Genomic DNA, 16729 nt, shown 5'->3' on the forward strand with positions numbered 1-16729 from the left:
GCCTTCGCGAGCAAGCCCGCTCCCACATTGGACCTACTGGGCTCTTGGGCTATTTGGACACCGGCATCGCAAACTCCGCACCCTGCTCGATGCTCTCTGACCACCTTTGCATGATCGACTTCTGTTTGGTGTAGAAGCGCACGCCCTCGGTGCCGTAGGCATGCATGTCGCCAAACAGGCTCTTCTTCCAGCCGCCAAAGCCGTGCCAGGCCATCGGCACCGGGATCGGTACGTTGATGCCGACCATGCCCACTTCGATTCGCCGCGCAAACTCGCGGGCAATGTTGCCGTCGCGGGTGAAGCAGCTCACGCCGTTGCCGAACTCATGGTCGTTGACCAGCTTGATCGCCTCTGCAAAATCATTCACGCGTACGCAGGCCAGCACCGGGCCGAAGATCTCTTCGCGGTAGATGCTCATCTCTTGGGTCACGTGGTCGAACAAGGTTGCGCCGAGCCAGAAGCCGTTTTCCAGGCCCGCTTCGGTGGGCACGTAATCGCGGCCGTCGAGCAGCAATTGCGCACCGGCTTGCACGCCTTGCTCGATGTAGCCGCTGATGCGCTCCAACGCGGCGCGGGACACAATCGGGCCCATCTCGGCTTTGAGGTCGCGGCCATCGGTGATGCGCAGAAGCTTTGCGCGCTCGGTCAGGGCGGCAATGACTTTGTCGCCCACATCGCCCACCAGCACCGCCACCGAAATCGCCATGCAGCGCTCGCCAGCACTGCCGTAGGCGGCGCCCATCAGCGCGTCGACGGTTTTTTCGATGTCGGCATCCGGCATCACCACCATATGGTTTTTTGCGCCGCCCAAACCTTGCACGCGCTTGCCGTTACGGGCGCCGGTTTCGTAGATGTATTGGGCAATCGGCGTGGAGCCAACGAAGCTCAGGGCCTTGACGTCCGGGTGATCAAGCAGCGCGTCGACCGCTTCCTTGTCGCCCTGCACCACGTTGAACACGCCTTTGGGCAGGCCGGCTTCACGCAGCAGTTCGGCCATGAACAGCGAGGCGCTCGGGTCGGTTGGGCTTGGCTTGAGGATGAAGGTGTTACCCGCCGCGATGGCGATCGGGTACATCCACATAGGCACCATCACCGGGAAGTTGAACGGCGTAACGCCGGCCACCACGCCCAGCGGCTGGCGCATTGTCCAGTTGTCCATGCCACGGGACACCTGGTCGGAATGCTCGCCCTTGAGCAGGTTGGGGATGCCGCAGGCAAATTCGAGAATGTCGATGCCACGGTCGACTTCGCCCTGGGCATCGGTGAAGACTTTGCCGTGTTCGGCAACGATGATGCGCGCCAGGTCGTCCTTGCGCTCACGCAGCAGGTGCAGGTATTCGAACAGCACGCGGGCGCGGCGGATCGGTGGCGTGTCGGCCCAACCGGCGAACGCGGCCTGGGCGGCGGCGACGGCTTCACCGACGGTCTGGCGGCTGGCCAGAGCGACGCGACCAGTCACTTCGCCGGTGGCCGGGTTGTAGACGTCCTGATAGCGATCATCGCGGCTCACGCGCTGGTCGTTGATGTAGTGCTCGATTGTAGTTGTCATGGCAGTCGATCCAGGTGGGTAGCGTTGGGACCCACCTTAGGCTTTCGCTTTGTTCCAAACCAGAGCAGAATCCTGAACTTATTGTCCTTCTAGGTGAACAATACTCCCATGGAAAAGGCTGAGATCGAGGGGCTGTGGACCCATATCCACTGGTTGTCGGTGCTGGAAGAACAAGGCACCTACACCGCCGCTGCCGCACGCCTCGGCGTGAGCAAATCAGCCGTGAGTCAACGCATTTCCGACCTGGAAAAGGCCACCGGCACACGCCTGGTCACGCGAACAACGCGCAGTGTGCGGCTGACCGATGCGGGGCTGTCGTTGACCCGTGAAGTGCGCAGCGCCTACGAACAGATCGCCCGCAGCTTCTCGTCGGTACGCGACTCGGCCGGCGAGATTCGCGGCCTGGTACGCCTCACCGCCCCGGTGGCGTTCGCCCGCCAGCAGCTGGTGCCGCACCTGTCGGAGTTTTTGCAGCAGTACCCGCAGGTCCGCATTCAACTGGACGTGTCGGATGCCTTGAGTTCACTGGCGGCCGAGGGCTACGACCTGGCGGTGCGCCATGGCTTCCAGGTGCCGGAAACCCATGTGGCCTGGAAGCTCTGTGACACCGGCTCGGTGCTGGTCGCCACCCGCGACTACCTGCAACGCCACGGCGAGCCCCGCGAACCCGGCGATCTCAGCGCGCATAACTGCCTTTACTACCCACGCGGCACCGATCAGCCAGCATGGACCTTCGAACGTGGCGGCAAACACGCCGAGCGCGTCACCGTGCCTATCGCCGGTAGCTTTTCAACCAATAACAGTGAAGCGCTACGCGATTCGGCCCTCAACCACCTGGGCATCGCCCTGCTCCCGGACTTCAGCGCCCACGCCGCGCTGGCCGACGGCAAGCTGGTGCAGGTGCTCAAGGGCTGGACGCTCAAGGGCGCATTTGCCGATGAGATCTACTTGATTCGGCCATATTCGCCGCATGTGCCGAAGTCAGTGAGTGCGTTGGTGGGTTATTTGAAAAGCAAATTGTCGGGTGGGTTTCGCTTCGTGGGCTGACTGCGCAGTCGTTAACACTGGCTCTATGGCGCTATCAGTCAACTCTGGCCGTACCGCTCAAGTACGGCGAGGTTGTTTGGCTTAGGGTAAAGGTGCGAGGGAGTTCCCTCTGCTCACAATTCCAATAATAGAGCCACGCCAATGAGCCCACTCAAATACATGCCAGCGTGCCTGGTGCTCAGCTTCGCATCCTCAGTTGTGACCGCAGCCGATGGGCCGCCAGCACCCTCGGTGACCGAACCCAGTGGCATCAACCTCGGCGGCACCAGCTTCTACGATGGTTTTGCCGGGCCTCCAGGCTTGTCCCATCTGACTTACTTGAAGTTCAGTACCGCCAGCAGCATCCGCACCAATAGCGGCAAGGAAAACAGCGCGTTCGACAACCCAAAAATCAACGTCGTGACGTTGATCAACCAGCTCAGCTATTACTCGCCCGACACCATTGGCGGGGGCGCGCATCTGGGATGGAGCCTGCTGGTACCGGTGGTGTCACTGGATGCCACCTTTGGCAGCAACGGACCGGCGCTGCAAGACAACGCCACCGGGCTGGGCGACGTCACCGTCGGGCCTCAGATTCAATTCGACCCCATCGTCGATGCCCACGGACGTCCGGTATTTGTGCAACGGGTGGCGTTTGACACGATCCTGCCCACCGGTAAATACGACAAACACAAAGACCTCAACCCCGGCTCGAACTTCTACTCCCTGAACCCCTACTGGGCCGCAACCTGGATGCCAGCACCGCGTTGGGAGGTGAGTTGGCGCCTGCATTACCTCTACAACTTCAAGAACCGCGACCCTGCCAGCAGCTCGCAGGATTCCTTCGAAGGTAAACCGGTGAGCGATAGCCGCGCCGGGCAGTCGGCCTGGGCCAACTTCACGGCATCCTACGAAGTCATCCCCAACGTGTCGGTGGGGATCAACGGCTATTACTTCCGGCAGATCACCGACGACCAGATCAACGGTGACCGGTTAAGCGACTCGCGGGAAAAAGTACTGGGCATAGGCCCCGGCATGTTCTGGAAAATCAGCGAAGGTCAGGGCTTCTGGCTCAACACCTACAAAGAAACGGGCGTGGAAAATCGCTCGAAACAGGACTATGCGGTGCAAGTGCGTTACGCCCACAGCTTCTGACCGACCTGTACTCGCTCACCCTAATGAGGTACTGCATTGATGAATGCGCTCGCTGGCATCGACAGTAAAAAATCACTCGCGGCTATTTGCCTGATGATGGTCACGTCCCTTGGAACCTTGCAGATCCAACCGATTCTGGGCGGCGCCTTTATCGATCAACTGGGCATCCCACTTAACGCAATCGGCAGCATTTTCGCGGGCGAGCTGATTGCCATGGCCATCACCTGTGGCGCATTTGCGCTGCTGATGACGCACGTCAATCGCCGGCAAGTGGCACAGGTCGCGCTGCTGATCCTGGTGTGCGCCAATTTAACCAGTACGCGCTTCCACAGCGAGACATCACTGCTGCTGTGCCGGGTTGTGTGTGGTGCCAGCGGCGGCGCGGTGATGGCCGTGGTGTATGCCTCGGCGGCACTGCGCAGGTCCAAGGACGCGACGTTTGCGGTGATTAATATCGGCAATCTGTTCTGGGGCATGTTGCTGGTGACCTCAATGCCGATGGTGCTCATGGCCTTTGGCGTCAACGGCGGGTTTTATCTGCTGGCGCTTGCCAGTGCCTTAGCGCTGCTCGGCTGCGGGCGCGTGCCTGAACACTATGCAACTGCCGTGGGTGCCCCGACGCGCCTGACCCAACCGTTCGGCCTGACCGCAATCTTGTTGATCGTGCTGTTTGCGCTGTTGTTTTTTGGCCATTCGGCGCTGTGGGTGTATCAGGAACGCATCGGTAAAAGTATCGGCCTGGCGCCACAGCAAATCGGCGCAATCCTCGGTGGCAGCATTCTGGCCGGTGCACTTGGCGCCGCGCTGGCCGGGCTTATCGGACGGCGCCTGGGGCTGCTGTTTCCGCAGTTGCTGGGGTTCGGTACCGCGTTGATGGCGACGCTGATCATGGTCTACGGCGACAGCCCGGTGGCGTTTGCCGCGACGGCGTGCCTGATCCATATGGTGTGGTTTTTCAGCCTTCCGTACCTGTTGTCGATGGCCGCCGAGCTGGACATCAGCGGCCGACTCGCCGGCCTCGGCAATGCCGCGATCTTTGTTGGCCAGGGCCTCGGCCCGTTTGGCGCAGCGCTGGTCGTCGGTGACGGGCACTTCCGTGCGGTCGGCTGGCTGGCAGCCTCGGCGTATATCGTCGCGTTGGTCATCTCCTGCTGGGTGGTCGCACGCTTTCGTCACGCGGCCGGCCCTTCAACACTTGAAACGCCGGCCCTACCCGCCGGCCTGCTCGAAAAATAATGAATGCGTGCATGAGGTCGTATCAATGAATAATCGATTCCCGCCCACCGCGGAATTTTCCGGGCCGCTGTACAGCCCCAGTCGTATCGAAGCCGACGTGCTGGACCTTGAGGTCGAGGGCAACCTGCCCGATTCAATCCGTGGGGTTTTCTATCAGGTAGCACCGGACCCGCAATACCCGCCCATGCTCGGCAGCGATATGTTTTTCAACGGTGACGGCATGGTCAGCGGCTTCTACTTTGCCAACGGCAAGGTGTCACTGCGGCGGCGCTATGTGCAGACCGATCGCTTGATTGCGCAGCGTCGTGAAGGTCGCTCACTGAATGGCGTCTACAGGAACGTCTACACCAATGACCCACTGGCGGCGAAAAACAACACCACCGCCAATACTGCGGTGATCCCGCATAACGGCGTACTGCTGGCGCTCAAGGAAGATGCACTGCCGTGGGCCTTGGACCCGATGACCCTGGAGACCCTCGGCGAGTGGGACTTCGCCGGGCAAATCAAATCGGCAACCTTTACCGCCCACCCCAAGATTGACCCGGGCACCGGTAACCTCCTCGCCTTCAGCTATGAAGCCAAGGGCGACGGTACGCCGGACATGGCCTATTTCGAACTGTCGCCAGACGGCAAGTTGCTCAAGGAGATCTGGTTCCAGGCGCCTTATGCGGCGATGGTGCATGACTTTGCGGTGACCGAGCACTACGTGGTGTTTCCGCTCATTCCGCTGACTGTCGATGTGGAACGCATGAAAAACGGCGGCCAGCATTTTCAGTGGCAGCCTGATCTGCCGCAGTTGTTTGCGGTGCTGCCACGCCAAGGCGATGCGCAGGCCATTCGTTGGTTCAAGGGCCCCAAGGACAGCTTCCAGGGCCATACCCTGAATGCCTTCGATAGACACGGCAAGGTGTATGTGGACATGCCGGTCACCGGCGGCAACGTGTTTTATTTCTTCCCGCAGGCCGACGGTTTTGTGCCAGCGCCCGAAGACCTGCCGTCGAACCTGATGCGCTGGACGTTTGACCTGAACGACGCCCGCGATGACGTGACGCCACAGCCACTCACTGACTATATGTGCGAGTTTCCGCGCTGCGATCAGCGCTACCTCGGTCGCCCGTACGAACACGGTTTTATGCTCGCGTTTGATCCGACGCTGCCCTACAACCCTGAAAACGGCCCCATGCCGTTCCAGTTCTTCAACCAGTTGGCGCATCTGAACCTCAAGGATGGCAGCACCGACGCGTGGTACCCGGGAGACAACGGCTGTTTCCAGGAACCGATATTCATCCCCCGCGCCGGCGATGCCGCAGAAGGCGATGGCTACGTAGTCGCACTGCTGAATGTGCTGAACGAGGCACGCAGCGAATTGGTGATCCTCGACACCAGCGCGATGGCCAGCGGGCCCATCGCACGGGTCAAAGTGCCATTTCGGATGCGCATGTCGCTGCACGGCTACTGGGCTCAAGGATGAGCCCGGGCTAGACCACTAGTAAATCAACCGTTAGCGCACCGAATTGCCTGTTCCTGAGGGCAGGAATTCGATTGCCTGACGCCACAAAAAATACATTTTTCCTGCAGTTTGGGATTTATATAAAATCTCGCTTTACAGGATTTTAATGCGCGAATAGAGTCAAGTTCTGTCCACGCCCCCTCGTCAAAAGGACTCCCCAATGAAACTTGCAAGCTTCACTGTTGAAGGCCGTGATACCTACGGCATCGTCGAAGGCGACCAGGTGGTCGATCTGCAATCGCTGAAACCGACCCTCGGTGCAGACCTCAAACAAGCACTCGCCGTAGGGCAACTGCAATCATTGAGCGACAGCCAGGTGGCAAACCTGCCGCGCTTTGCATTGGCCGACGTAACTCTGCTGCCGGTGATTCCAAACCCAGGCAAGGTGCTGTGCATCGGCATCAACTACGCGACCCACGTGCGCGAAACCGGGCGTGACATGCCTGTGTTTCCAATGATCTTCACGCGATTCGCCGACAGCCAGACCGCCCACCTGCAACCCATCGTGCGGCCAAAGGTTTCGCACAAGCTGGATTTCGAGGGCGAACTCGCCATCGTTATCGGCAAAACCGCGCGCCACATCCGCAAAGCCGATGCCCTTGAATATGTTGCCGGCTACGCCTGTTACAACGATGGCAGCGTGCGCGATTGGCAAAAGCACACGATTCAATTTGTACCCGGCAAAAACTTCCCGAACACCGGCGGCTTTGGCCCGTGGCTGGTCACCCGTGACGAAATCAGCGACCCGCAAAACCTTGAACTGACCACCCGGCTTAACGGCGAGGTGATGCAACACACCGCCACCAGCGACATGATCTTCAACGTCGGCGCACTGATCGAGTACTGCTCCACCTTCACCGAACTGGCCCCCGGAGACGTGATTGTCAGCGGCACCACCGGCGGGGTCGGTGCATTCCGCGAGCCGCCGGTGTGGATGCAGCCAGGGGATGTAGTGGAAGTCGAAATATCGCAAATAGGCACCCTGCGAAACACCATCGTCGACGAGCGATAAACCATGACCTTGATTGATCAATCACCGCAACCGCCCGAGTGCGATGCCGACACCAAGGGTTCCAGCCTCGAGCGCATGCTGCGCGTGCTGGACATCTTCACCGAGGCGCAGCCGATCTGGGCCGTCGAAGACATGGTCAGTGCGCTCGGGTTTACCCGTTCCACCGCCTACCGCTACGTACGCGAGCTGGCCGAGGCGAACCTGTTGTTCCAGGTCGAAGCCGGGCGCTATGCGCTGGGCGCGCGGATCATCACCTGGGACCGTCAACTGAGGCTCAGCGACCCGTTGGTCCGCGCCGCGCAGTTACTGGAAACCAGCTTGCCGCAGTGGTGCAGCGAGCAGGTCTGGCTGATCTGCCGGCTGTTCAAGAACCAAGTGGTGTGTGTGCACCAGTGTGGTGAATTAGCCAGCACCGTCAGTTATTCCCGGGGTTCACCGCGACCGTTGTTTATGGGCGCGACCTCCAAAGCGATTCTGGCCCACATGAACGCACGCCAGCACAGCCAGCTGTTTCTGGAACACCCGGACGAAGTACGCGCCAGCAACCTGGGGCCGACCTGGGAAGACTTTCGCCGTTCGCTGCAGCGCTTGCGGCGCCAGGGTTATGTGGCCAGCGCAGGCGAAGTCGACCCCGGCGTATACGGCCTCGCGGCGCCGATATTCGACGGCGACGGCAAGGTGCTCGGCAGCCTTAGCTGTGTGCGCCCCGCCGTCGAGCGACAGAAGGCGCTGGAGCAACAACAGGGTGAACAGATGGTCGCGCTGGCGCACACGCTTTCGCGGCACATGCTCGCGCTGACCCACAGCGCCAACCCATCTGCCAAGCCATTGGACTGATGCACTCGTAGGGGAACAACAATGACAACCCTGAACAGTATCAACACGCGTGTCCTGATCGTCGGCGCCGGCCCCACCGGGCTGACCCTGGCTAACCTGCTTGGACAGGCGGGCGTGGACGCCTGGGTGATCGACAGCAAACCCGGCACTGTCACCGAACCCCGAGCAGTTTCGATTGATGATGAATCGTTGCGCACCATGCAAGCGCTGGGCTTGAGCCAGGAGGTACTGGCGGACGTGGTGGCGGGCTATGGCGTGCATTACTTCACGCGCCCTGGCGGCCGTTGCTTCGGCAAAGTCGAACCCAGCGGCAAGCTGTATGGTTTTCCAAAGCGCAACGCGTTCCGCCAGCCGTTGTTCGAAAGCACCTTGAGGGCCGGCCTGGAGCGTTTTACTTGCCTGACCGCACGCTTCAACCACGAACTGCTGGAGTTCACCCAAGACGAGTTCGGTGTGCGTGCGCTGATCGTGGACGGCAACAAACAACTGCTCGAGGTGCAAGCCGACTACCTGATCGCCTGTGATGGTGGGCGCAGCCCGGTACGCAAACAGCTGGGGATCAATATGGTCGGCTCCAGTTTCGCCTCCCGCTGGCTGGTGGTGGATACCGATCAGGACGATGACGCGTTCTGGCAAACCCGCGTGTACTGCGATGCGCGCCGTCCCATCGTCGAGGTCCCCGGCCCGCACCGCACGCGGCGCTTCGAGTTCATGCTGAAGAACGACGAAAGCGACGCACAGATGCTCAGCCCCGAGCGCTTGCAGACCCTGCTGCGCCCGTTCAAAGGCGATGCAGCGGTCTCTATCGTGCGTAAAACCGTGTACACCTTTCACGCGCGCATTGCCGAACGCTGGCAAGTCAACCGCGTGTTGCTCGCCGGCGATGCAGCCCACCTCACCCCACCCTACGCTGGCCAAGGCATGAACAGCGGCGTGCGCGATGCGCATAACCTGGCCTGGAAGCTGATCGGCGTGGTAAGCGGGAAAATGGCCCCGGCGATTTTGCAAACCTATGAAAGCGAACGGCGCGATCACGCCTGGGCATTGATCAAGCTCGCGCTGAACCTGGGGGTGGTGATGGCGCCCGCCAGCGTGCTGAGGGCGCGCTTGATCAGTGGCGCCTTCGCACTGATTGGGCTGGTACCGCCGCTGCGCGACTACTTCTTACAAATGCGTTTCAAACCAAAACCGCGCCTGCGCCAAGGGCTGGTACTCAGTGAAGGTGCGCTGGGCAACTTGTCCAGTGGGCAGATGTTCCCTCAGCCAAGCCTCACCGACAGCCATGGCGTTGAACGCCTGCTCGACGATTACATCGGTGCGGGTTTCGCCCTGATTCAATATGGCGACCCTCGCGAGCAACGCGTAGATAAACTGCAGCACCCCTTGTGGGCGCACTTGGAGGCTCGGCGGATTCTGATCCTGCCGGGTTCCGGCACTGAAGCGCCAACCCTGCCCGGCTGCACGGTATTGCAGGACCGCCAGGGCGTGCTGAAGGATTTGCTGGGTACGCGGGGCGGCTTTTTCCTGTTGCGGCCTGATCGCTATGTGGCCGCGATTTTCCAAGGTGCAACCGAGACCGCCAGTGCCGAGGCTTTGCAATCACTGTTCGGTGCCGTGCCAACCGGTGAGCCGGTAGCACAACCGTCGTTTCCAACATCCGTCACGCTCACGAGGTGCGTATGAATACACTGCAAACGTCGACCCCCGCCCGCCTGTGCTATTTGCACCTGGCAAGCAAAGAACCGCAACGGCAGATCGACTTCTACCAGCGCATGATGGACATGAACTGCCAACCTCAGGCAGACGGCAGTTGGGTTCTCAGAGGGCCAAACCGGGCCATGCTGCTCTCCCCGGCCGACCACTGCGGCCTGCTGGCAGCGGCCTATGACCTGGCGACCCCGGAAAAACTCGCCGCGCTGCGCCACCGCCTGCGCAAACGCAACTGCATCATCGAAGACCTACGTTCGCCGCTGCTCGCGCAAGGGGCCTTCGCGATTCGCGACCCGCAAGGTCGCCAGACGATTTTCGGCGTCTGCCAGGCGCACATGAATAGCGCCCAGGCCGGCATGCCCGGCCGCTTGCAGCATGTGGTGTTCCAGACCACTGAGCTGGAAGCGATGATTGAGTTCTACGTCAACACCGTTGGCTTCACGGTCTCCGACAGCGTGGTCGACCAACAGAGCGGCCAGTTAATGGTGTGTTTCCTGCGTTCGGACGATGAACACCATTCGCTGGCGTTCTTCCGGGGCTCGAAAAACGAGTGGGACCACCACTGTTACGAAACCAACGAATGGAACGACATTCGCGACTGGGGCGACCGCTTTGCCAAGGAGCGCATCAGCATCTTCTTTGGCCCTGGCCGCCATGGGCCAGGCAACAATCTGTTCTTCATGGTGGTGGACGCCGACCGCAACCGGCTTGAGTTCTCGGCGGAGTTGCAAATTACCGAAGCGACCGACCCTCCAGGCACCTGGCCGCAGGAAGAACACACGCTCAATTCCTGGGGGCGCGCGTGGATCAGAACCTGAGATCGGACGGTTCGCCGTCTTTCGCTAAAACCGCGCGCTCCATCGACCCGAAGGTAAAACCATGACTGCCCAACGTCCAACCCCTTACGCCATCAGCGGCGACCAGTTCATCGACGGCATTTGGCGTACCGGCCGCTCCTCGGCCAAGCTGAATGATCGCAACCCCTTTAACGGCGAAACCTTGCTGGAGATGCCGTTGGCCAGCGTCGCCGACCTTGACGCGGCCTACGCAGCGGCACACCGTGCGCAGACGCCGTGGGCGACATTGCACCCGACCGCACGCGGTGCGCAATTGGAAAAACTCGCTCAGGTGATCCAACAGCGCAGCGAGGAAATGATTGACTGGCTGATTCGCGAATCCGGCAGTACCCGTATCAAGGCAACCATGGAATGGCAATTCACCCTGAATCTGGTGCGTGAGTGCATCGGGCTGCCCATGCAGGTGGAGGGGCGTATCCTGAGCAGTTACAAGCCCGGCGAACAGAGCTTCGTGTTTCGCGAGCCGCTGGGTGTGATCGGGGTTATCAGCCCCTGGAATTTTCCGCTCTACCTGAGCATGCGTTCGGTGGTTCCGGCGCTGGCGCTGGGTAATACAGTGGTGCTCAAACCCGCCAGCGACACGGCCGTGACCGGAGGCTTGCTGATTGCGCACCTGTTCGAAGAGGCCGGTTTTCCCGAGGGCACGCTGAATGTGGTGGTCGGCGCCGGTGCGGAAATTGGCGACGCGTTTGTCGGGCACCCGGTGCCCAGCCTGATTTCATTTACCGGATCTACCGATGTGGGGCGCAATGTCGGGCGTATTGCCACCGGCGGCCAGCACATCAAGCGCGTGGCTCTGGAGCTTGGCGGCAACGCGCCGCTGGTGGTGCTGGACGATGCGGATATCGAGATTGCCGCGCACGCTGCGGTGGTTGGACGCTTCCTGCACCAGGGCCAGATTTGCATGAGTGTGAACCGGGTGATTGTCGACCGCGCGCGCTATGCAGACTTCACGGCATTGGTGGTGGAACGCGTGCGCAAGCTGAAAACCGGTGATCCGGACCACCCTGATACGGTGATTGGCCCAGTCATCAACCGCAGCCAGCTGGAGGGTTTACTGCGCAAGATCGACGCCGCCGACAGTGCGGGCCTGAAACGACTCCACGGCGGCTCGCCATCCGGGCTGGTGCTGCCGCCCCACGTGTATGGGGAAGTGCCCTTTGACCACGAACTGGCGCACGATGAGACTTTCGGCCCCTTGCTGCCGTTGTTGATCGCCGAGAACGAAGCGCATGCGCTGACCTTGGCCAACGCCAGCGAATATGGGCTGTCCAGCGCCGTATTCAGCAAAGATATGGCGCGCGCGCTGAATTTTTCACGTGGCATTGTGGCGGGGATGACGCACATTAACGACATCACCGTAGATGACCAACCCAACGCCCCGTTCGGGGGTGAAAAGAACTCGGGCCTGGGACGTTTCAACGGTCACTATGCCCTGGATGAGTTTACCCGTGCGCACTGGGTGACCTGGCAACCTGGGAGCCACAACTACCCGTTCTAGGAAACCGGCCGGGCCACCCAGGTGGCCCGGCCCATAACAATAAAAAGAGGCGATCCATGAGCAATCTAGCCTGCGTTTCTACCGATCAAGTGATGCGTTCCGACCGCCTGATGAGGTGGAAAGAGTTTATGAGTGACAACCTTGGGCGCACGCCGGAGTACATCAAGCGCCTCGAGTCCACCCACATAGAACCCCTGCACGATGCCGATTTCCGGGGCCGCCTGGAGTACGGCGACCTCGGTAAACTACGCTTTTGCCGCATGACCGCCAGCGCGCATCGCTACTCCCGTCACCTGAGCAAAGCAGTCGAGGCGCCCGACACATCGCGCATGCTGATCCTGCAAACCGCCGGCGTCAGTCATTTCCAGCAAGGCAAGCACAGCAACGCCTTGGCGCCCGACGAGTTGCTGGTGGTCGACTGCGCTCAACCCTTCAATGTCAGCAGCCCACAAGGCTGTGAGCACTTCATCCTGTTGTTCAATGAAGGCGCCGGGCAGGCACTGGACGCCGACGACCTGCATATCAGCGCGCGCAACGGGCTTGGTCGGATGTTGATGCACCTGATCGTTGACGCCTACAGCCAATACCCGCTGCTGAACAGCCAGTCGGCGGCGCTGGTCGGCGAGAGTATTGTCGGGCTGCTGAACAATGCACTGGGCAACAAACAGGAAGAGAAAAAGCTCGAACACGACTTCCGTCACTACAAGCAAAACCGCCTCAAGCGCTATATCGAACTGCACCTGGCCGACCGCGACCTGAGCATCGAACGCATCGCCTTTGCCGAGCAATGCTCGGTGCGCAGCCTGCATCGAGCGTTCCAGGACGCGTTCGGTTGCAGTGTCAGCGAGTACATCTGGCAGCGCCGCGTGGCGCGCTGCGCGCAAGACCTGCGCAACCGTGATTTGCACCATCGCTCGCTTACCGACATTGCCTATGCCTGGGGCTATGGCAGCAGCGCGCACTTCAGTCGGCACTTCAAGGCAGCGTTCGGCATGCCTCCCAGGCTATACCGTGAAACGGCCAGCGCAGCGCAATGACCCACGCCGGTCGAGCCGCCGGTAATGGCGGCCCAGGCCCCTGTCAGCGCACCCCGGTGTTGCGCAACGCGGTGGGGGTGAACTCGGCGGACACTGCCGAGAAACCGAATTCAATCGGCTCTTTTTCTTCGTTACGCATGCCTGAAACGATGTAGCGCCCGTTGATCAGGTCATACACCGCCTCCACACCAAGCCACGGCAGTTGCCTGTCATAGCGCGGGGTCACATAGCCTTCGGACACTCGCCACAACGTGTTGTGCGCGTCGTAGTGGTCGGCGAGTGCGATCTGCCAGGAGTCTTCGTCGAAATACAGCACTCGCTTGGCATATATATGCCGCTGGCCGGCTTTCAAGGTGGCTTCCACTACCCACACGCGGTGCAGTTCATAGCGGGTCAGGTCTGAATTGACATGCCCGGGCTTGACCACGTCGGCATAGGTGTACTGGGGCGATTCAAGCTTGTAACTGTTGTAGGGAATGTAGAGTTCTTTCTTGCCCACAAGCTTCCAGTCATAGCGGTCAGGGGCGCCGTTGAACATGTCCAGGTTGTCCGCAACGCGCTGGCCATCGGAGGCCGGGTAAGGCCCGTCGTAGGCGATCTGCGGGGCACGGCGCACGCGGCGTTGGCCCGCGCTGTAGATCCAGGCCATGCGCGGCGTTTTAACCTGGTCGAGCGGTTCGTGCACCAGCACTACATCCCCTGCCAGGCGTGCGGGCGCCGTGACCAATTGCTTGTAATAGAACAGCACATTGCCGGGGTTCTTCGGGTCGAAATCCTTCATCTGTTCGCGGTAGACAAACTGCTGGTTGAAGTACACCGGCACAAAGGTCCCGTCGGCCAACGGTGTGGCCTGCACATGGCTGCGATGGGCACTGCCGCCACGATAACGGCCGATATGGTTCCACAGCACTTCGAGGCCATTTTGCGGAATCGGGAAAGGCGTGCCCATCTCGTAGTTTTCCAGGCCATTACCCTCGGAAATCAACTGGGTATGCAGCGCATTGCGCGCAATCGCCGCGGTCACTTTTTCGGGCAGGTTGACGCTACGGTGAGTGGGGTAAACCGTGATGTGGTAGCTGTCCGGATAACGCTTGAGCATGGCCATTTCACCGTCGCTCAGCTTGCCTTGGTACTGGGCGACGTTCTGTGCCGTGATGGTGAACAACGGTTTGTCGGTGGCAAATGGATCAGACAGCGCGCCGGACTTGTCGACTGTGCCGGCGCCCTGGGGAAGGCCACCGGTCCAGGCCGGGATACTGCCGTCTGCATTGCCGGCACGCTGGGCGCCGACCGGCGTGAGACTGCTGTTGAGTTTGGCGGCTTCGCTGGCGGGTACGGCGCCGTGTGCGGCAGCGGCCATCAGGCTGAACGCGCCGAATAACACATGGGATGTTTTCATTGTTATCTCCACTCAGAAAGAAACGCCAAAGCTCAGCGCCAGGAAGTCGCGGTCCACGTTTACGTTGTAGGCGCCACCGAAATAGTTGGTGTACGACAGGCTGGCGTTATAGGTGTTGAGGTAGGTGGCATCCAGGCCCAGGCTGATCGCCTTCGAGCCTTCGTTGAAACCGGGTTCGGGGCCGTAGCCGGAGACGTCATGGGACCAGGCAAGGTTGGGCCGCAAGGCCACGCCGGGGATCACATCGTTGTAGTCCAGCGCCGCGCGCACCCGGTAACCCCAGGAGGTCGGTGTGGCGAAACCATTGTTGTCACAGTTTTGCGGGGCTTCGGTGTTGGTGGTCCCGGTGCACAGGCTGTTATCGGCAAGCGCGCCCTGCCCGTACGACGTGCTGCGGCCATAACGCAGGCCCCCTTTGCCCTCCAGGCCGGCGATATGCGTAACCCCGACTTCGCCGACCAGTGTCAGGCGCTCGGCGCCCAATACCTGGTCGAAAAAGTGCGTGGCGGTGACCTGGGCTTGGGTCACTTCTTTACGCCGGTAGCCGGTGATCACTGCATTATTGGTCAACGAAACGGCGCCCGAGGACAGCACCGGGGTCAGGCTTGACTCGCCAACCACCGCCGTTACAAGGTCCACTGCGTTGATTTGAATCGGCATGTTCGGGCGGTAGCTGATCTCGCCGGACAGCGTGGTGCCCGTGGACAAACTGGTGCTGAAGCTCAAGCCATACAGGCGGATGTCTTCGGGGTATTCGGCATAGTAGTGGGAACTGCCCAGCCGGTAGCCCTGGGCAAGGCTCTGCCCACTGTCACTCGAGAGAAACGCCCCACAGCCGCCCGCCCCGATCCCCAGATTGCCGCACAGGCTTTGAGCGAACCCCGTGTCAGCCATGTGCGCGCCGCCTGCCACGCTGAAATACGCCTGGCGGCTGTGGTAGTTCATGAAATAGGCACCGAACTCGCTGTCCAGCTCAGGCGCGAACCAGTGCAACGCCGCGCCCCACTGACCGCCGTCGCGGGCATCGCGATCACCGGAACGCGGCATCTCAATGCCCTCGGATGTCATATTGATCCCAAAGGGTTTCAACGCGGCTTTGGCCGCGGCACTGCCTGTAAGGTCTGGCCCGGCAAACAAGCCGCCACAACCGTCGGCCATCACGTCGATCTGCGAGAAAAACGTCCCGCAGTTATCGAGCACTGTCTGGTCCCATTCCAGTTGGTAAAACGCCTCGGCAGAGACGTTCTCGGTCAGGTTCTGCGACAGGTAAAACATATTGACCGGGATCAGCCCTTCCTTGATCTCGGCGCCGGGCCGTCGAAAAGAGGCGACATCTACCGGGTTGATGCTGTTGATGCCGCCCGAGATGAATGTGCTTTCGCCCCAGCTCACCACTTGTTTGCCGAGGCGAACGGTGCCCGGCAGATCGCGAATCATGTAGTTGTGATAGACAAACGCATCGAGAATTTCTGCGCCGGCAGACTTCGCGCCTTCCTTGCGGTTGGTGTCGTCGATGTCCTTGAACAGACGATGTTCGTCCTTGAGTTCAAAGTCGTACCAGTACTTGCCACGTACGAACACACCCGAATCGCCGTACTTGAGTTCCAGGTCGTGCACGCCCTTGAACACCTTGGAGAAGGTCTCGCCTTTTTTGAAGTTGCGGCGGCCATCGTCGGCGCTGGCGCTATTGAGCAGCTTGGCGTCTCGGTCACTGGTAGACCAGCCGGCGCCCACCGACAAGCTTGAGTCGAACTGCCCTTCGATCTCGCCCATATTGAACGACACGGCCAACGCCGGAAGGCTCTGCAGGCCTGCAGCGAAGCTGATGGTCAGCGGCAAGGCCGCTCGATGCCAGGGGGAGTTTTAGTGTTCATTGCGTTGACTACCTCTTGTTGTTGTT

The 16729-nt window shown here is 60.7% G+C and carries 13 protein-coding genes; 10 read left to right on the forward strand and 3 right to left on the reverse strand.

Annotated features, from left to right (window positions below; all coding sequences use genetic code 11):
• Positions 1 to 49: 49 nt before the first annotated feature.
• Positions 50 to 1549, reverse strand: coding sequence for a CoA-acylating methylmalonate-semialdehyde dehydrogenase (locus tag LRS56_14870; GenBank protein WDU65609.1), 1500 nt, complete (start codon positions 1547 to 1549; stop codon positions 50 to 52).
• A gap of 108 nt (positions 1550 to 1657) precedes the next feature.
• On the opposite strand from LRS56_14870, the gene LRS56_14875 reads away from it, so the two are divergent.
• The 10 genes from LRS56_14875 (at position 1658) to LRS56_14920 (ending at position 13430) form a co-directional block, all read left to right on the forward strand.
• Positions 1658 to 2596, forward strand: coding sequence for a LysR family transcriptional regulator (locus LRS56_14875; GenBank protein ID WDU65610.1), 939 nt, complete (start codon positions 1658 to 1660; stop codon positions 2594 to 2596).
• A 141-nt stretch (positions 2597 to 2737) separates the two neighbouring features.
• Complete coding sequence (locus LRS56_14880) at positions 2738 to 3730, forward strand: transporter (protein ID WDU65611.1); 993 nt, start codon at positions 2738 to 2740, stop codon at positions 3728 to 3730.
• Between the two features lie 39 nt (positions 3731 to 3769).
• Positions 3770 to 4966: an MFS transporter gene (locus LRS56_14885; protein ID WDU65612.1), complete on the forward strand. Its 1197-nt coding sequence runs from the start codon at positions 3770 to 3772 to the stop codon at positions 4964 to 4966.
• A gap of 25 nt (positions 4967 to 4991) precedes the next feature.
• Positions 4992 to 6437 carry a carotenoid oxygenase family protein gene (locus LRS56_14890; protein ID WDU65613.1) on the forward strand — a complete coding sequence of 482 codons (1446 nt, stop codon included), beginning with the start codon at positions 4992 to 4994 and terminating at the stop codon, positions 6435 to 6437.
• A 199-nt stretch (positions 6438 to 6636) separates the two neighbouring features.
• The gene (locus tag LRS56_14895; GenBank protein ID WDU65614.1) at positions 6637 to 7488 is read left to right on the forward strand and encodes a fumarylacetoacetate hydrolase family protein; all 852 of its coding nucleotides are present in this window, start codon (positions 6637 to 6639) and stop codon (positions 7486 to 7488) included.
• A gap of 3 nt (positions 7489 to 7491) precedes the next feature.
• The gene (locus LRS56_14900; GenBank protein WDU65615.1) at positions 7492 to 8325 is read left to right on the forward strand and encodes a helix-turn-helix domain-containing protein; all 834 of its coding nucleotides are present in this window, start codon (positions 7492 to 7494) and stop codon (positions 8323 to 8325) included.
• A 21-nt stretch (positions 8326 to 8346) separates the two neighbouring features.
• Positions 8347 to 10008 (forward strand): bifunctional 3-(3-hydroxy-phenyl)propionate/3-hydroxycinnamic acid hydroxylase, encoded by a 1662-nt coding sequence (locus LRS56_14905; protein ID WDU65616.1) that lies wholly within the window; start codon positions 8347 to 8349, stop codon positions 10006 to 10008.
• The gene (locus tag LRS56_14910) at positions 10005 to 10853 is read left to right on the forward strand and encodes a VOC family protein (GenBank protein WDU65617.1); all 849 of its coding nucleotides are present in this window, start codon (positions 10005 to 10007) and stop codon (positions 10851 to 10853) included. The genes LRS56_14905 and LRS56_14910 overlap by 4 nt, the downstream gene beginning before the upstream one ends.
• 61 nt (positions 10854 to 10914) lie before the next feature.
• On the forward strand, positions 10915 to 12393 hold the full coding sequence (locus LRS56_14915; GenBank protein WDU65618.1) for an aldehyde dehydrogenase family protein: 1479 nt from the start codon (positions 10915 to 10917) through the stop codon (positions 12391 to 12393).
• 56 nt (positions 12394 to 12449) lie between these two features.
• Entirely contained in the window at positions 12450 to 13430 is a 981-nt protein-coding gene (locus LRS56_14920; protein WDU65619.1) for a helix-turn-helix domain-containing protein, read from the forward strand.
• A gap of 43 nt (positions 13431 to 13473) precedes the next feature.
• On the opposite strand, the gene LRS56_14925 is transcribed toward LRS56_14920, so the two are convergent.
• Together LRS56_14925 and LRS56_14930 are read right to left on the reverse strand one after the other, a co-directional pair.
• On the reverse strand, positions 13474 to 14829 hold the full coding sequence (locus LRS56_14925) for a DUF1329 domain-containing protein (protein WDU65620.1): 1356 nt from the start codon (positions 14827 to 14829) through the stop codon (positions 13474 to 13476).
• 12 nt (positions 14830 to 14841) lie between these two features.
• Entirely contained in the window at positions 14842 to 16668 is a 1827-nt protein-coding gene (locus LRS56_14930) for a DUF1302 domain-containing protein (protein WDU65621.1), read from the reverse strand.
• Positions 16669 to 16729: the final 61 nt, after the last annotated feature.

Origin of the sequence: Pseudomonas poae (genome assembly GCA_028869255.1) — a bacterium.
GTDB classification, from domain to species: Bacteria; Pseudomonadota; Gammaproteobacteria; order Pseudomonadales; family Pseudomonadaceae; genus Aquipseudomonas; species Aquipseudomonas poae_C.

Excerpts from the sequence above, each read along its gene's own strand:
- LRS56_14890 (WDU65613.1), top strand. The coding sequence starts at position 4,992 with ATGAATAATCGATTCCCGCCCACCGCGGAATTTTCCGGGCCGCTGTAC.
- LRS56_14925 (WDU65620.1), bottom strand. The coding sequence starts at position 14,829 with ATGAAAACATCCCATGTGTTATTCGGCGCGTTCAGCCTGATGGCCGCT.
- LRS56_14885 (WDU65612.1), top strand. The coding sequence starts at position 3,770 with ATGAATGCGCTCGCTGGCATCGACAGTAAAAAATCACTCGCGGCTATT.
- LRS56_14880 (WDU65611.1), top strand. The coding sequence starts at position 2,738 with ATGAGCCCACTCAAATACATGCCAGCGTGCCTGGTGCTCAGCTTCGCA.
- LRS56_14870 (WDU65609.1), bottom strand. The coding sequence starts at position 1,549 with ATGACAACTACAATCGAGCACTACATCAACGACCAGCGCGTGAGCCGC.
- LRS56_14910 (WDU65617.1), top strand. The coding sequence starts at position 10,005 with ATGAATACACTGCAAACGTCGACCCCCGCCCGCCTGTGCTATTTGCAC.
- LRS56_14895 (WDU65614.1), top strand. The coding sequence starts at position 6,637 with ATGAAACTTGCAAGCTTCACTGTTGAAGGCCGTGATACCTACGGCATC.
- LRS56_14900 (WDU65615.1), top strand. The coding sequence starts at position 7,492 with ATGACCTTGATTGATCAATCACCGCAACCGCCCGAGTGCGATGCCGAC.
- LRS56_14905 (WDU65616.1), top strand. The coding sequence starts at position 8,347 with ATGACAACCCTGAACAGTATCAACACGCGTGTCCTGATCGTCGGCGCC.
- LRS56_14875 (WDU65610.1), top strand. The coding sequence starts at position 1,658 with ATGGAAAAGGCTGAGATCGAGGGGCTGTGGACCCATATCCACTGGTTG.
- LRS56_14915 (WDU65618.1), top strand. The coding sequence starts at position 10,915 with ATGACTGCCCAACGTCCAACCCCTTACGCCATCAGCGGCGACCAGTTC.
- LRS56_14920 (WDU65619.1), top strand. The coding sequence starts at position 12,450 with ATGAGCAATCTAGCCTGCGTTTCTACCGATCAAGTGATGCGTTCCGAC.